Source organism: Pseudomonas sp. MF6394 (genome assembly GCF_002018845.1).
Taxonomy (GTDB): Bacteria; Pseudomonadota; Gammaproteobacteria; order Pseudomonadales; family Pseudomonadaceae; genus Aquipseudomonas; species Aquipseudomonas lactis.
Map to the genome: position 1 here is coordinate 1 of NZ_MVOJ01000079.1, position 1,373 is coordinate 1,373.

General features: G+C 52.0%; 2 protein-coding genes. One reads left to right on the forward strand and one right to left on the reverse strand.

Annotation, left to right across the window (positions count from 1 at the left end; translation table 11 throughout):
• Window positions 1-618 (forward strand): DUF2303 family protein (locus MF6394_RS32770; RefSeq protein WP_102047846.1); only part of this gene is annotated, 618 nt, incomplete at its 5' end.
• A 97-nt stretch (window positions 619-715) separates the two neighbouring features.
• Here MF6394_RS32770 and MF6394_RS32775 read toward each other — a convergent pair.
• On the reverse strand, window positions 716-1,348 hold the full coding sequence (locus tag MF6394_RS32775; RefSeq protein WP_078468296.1) for a hypothetical protein: 633 nt from the start codon (window positions 1,346-1,348) through the stop codon (window positions 716-718).
• Window positions 1,349-1,373: the final 25 nt, after the last annotated feature.

The following is a 1,373-nucleotide window of genomic DNA, read 5'->3' on the forward strand; positions in this document are numbered from 1 at the left end:
GTGGTGGAACGCGCAGAACCAGGCGCGCGCGGCTTCATCGACCAAGACGCAATGAGCTGTGTCCTGCTGTTCAACCTGGGCACCACTGGCGAACCCGGCCATGCCGATGACCGCGCCGTCCTCAAGCTGAAGCCTACCGCCGGCTACACCGCCGCCCAGCAAATCGGCGGGCGCGGCATCAGCCAGAAAGACCTCAGCGACTGGATCGAAGACTGGCACCAATACCTAACCCCGGTTGACGAGGCAGGCAACGCTATCCCGGTGGCCAAGGCCATTGCCGCCGTGCGCACGATCACCATCAAGGCGTCGAGCGAATCGGAAACCACCGTGGGCGAGACTAGCGCCAGTCGCAGCGCCATGGACCAGATCGAGGCACGCAGCAAGGAGACCCTCCCGGTGTCCTTAAAATTCAGCACCGTCCCGTTCGAAGGCTTGACCGAACAAGTCATCACCCTTCGGCTGTCGGTTATCACCAGCGGCGCAGTGCCGGTCCTAAAACTTCGCTGGGTTGGCGAAGAGGTTCAGCGCGAAGACATTGCACAGGAATTCAAAGCCGTGTTGCAACGTAACATCTGCGAAGCTGCGACATTGGCGCTCGGCGCATTTGACCCCAAGTGAGAATGGAGGCCGGGCGACCGGCCTTTCTACTAACTGCGCCTCGAATAAAATGCAGGGGAGTGAACACCCGGCATAAGTCTAACTTACTAGCCCTTGGCTACAAATTTTTTCTCAAATCCATAACATTACTCTTCGCATCTGCCAGCATTTCCCTTATATAAATATCGGAACTTAGCTGAAAAGATATTACATCAGTGTCCCAAGATTCCTGCTCGCCATATGATAACTCTACGATCCTCAACTTAACCCCGAAGCAATATGAAGCAAAAGACTTTGAATCCTGAAGGATGCCCGATAGGTTTTTCTTGTCTACATACAGCATCAGATCTTCGTGAGCGGCAGCGAACTCATTGGTGGCAGCGTACCAGTCATCATTAGATTTCTTATCTGCCAGCTCAAGCTTAGGAATGTCCGCTGCTTTAGGATCTCGCCTTTTGACTATCTGAAGCGTCATAAAACTCCTGATAAAAGCCCTACTGGTATATAGGCCCTCAACGGCTTTATTAAATCTCTTTAAAGATTCAAATTTCTGAACATGGCTGAACTGCTGCTTCCATGCCAACAAAGTTATAACCGCTACAACAGCAGCAACTGTGGTAGCAACAAAGCTGAGCAATTCAAAAGAACCCTTCACCCGGCTTGCATCCCCGAACGCAGGTGCCCATGCAACACCGGTCAAGAACGACCCAAACAATAGAACAATAACTACGGCCAAATCAGATCTAATCATTTTTTACTAATCCGTTCCTTCGGCC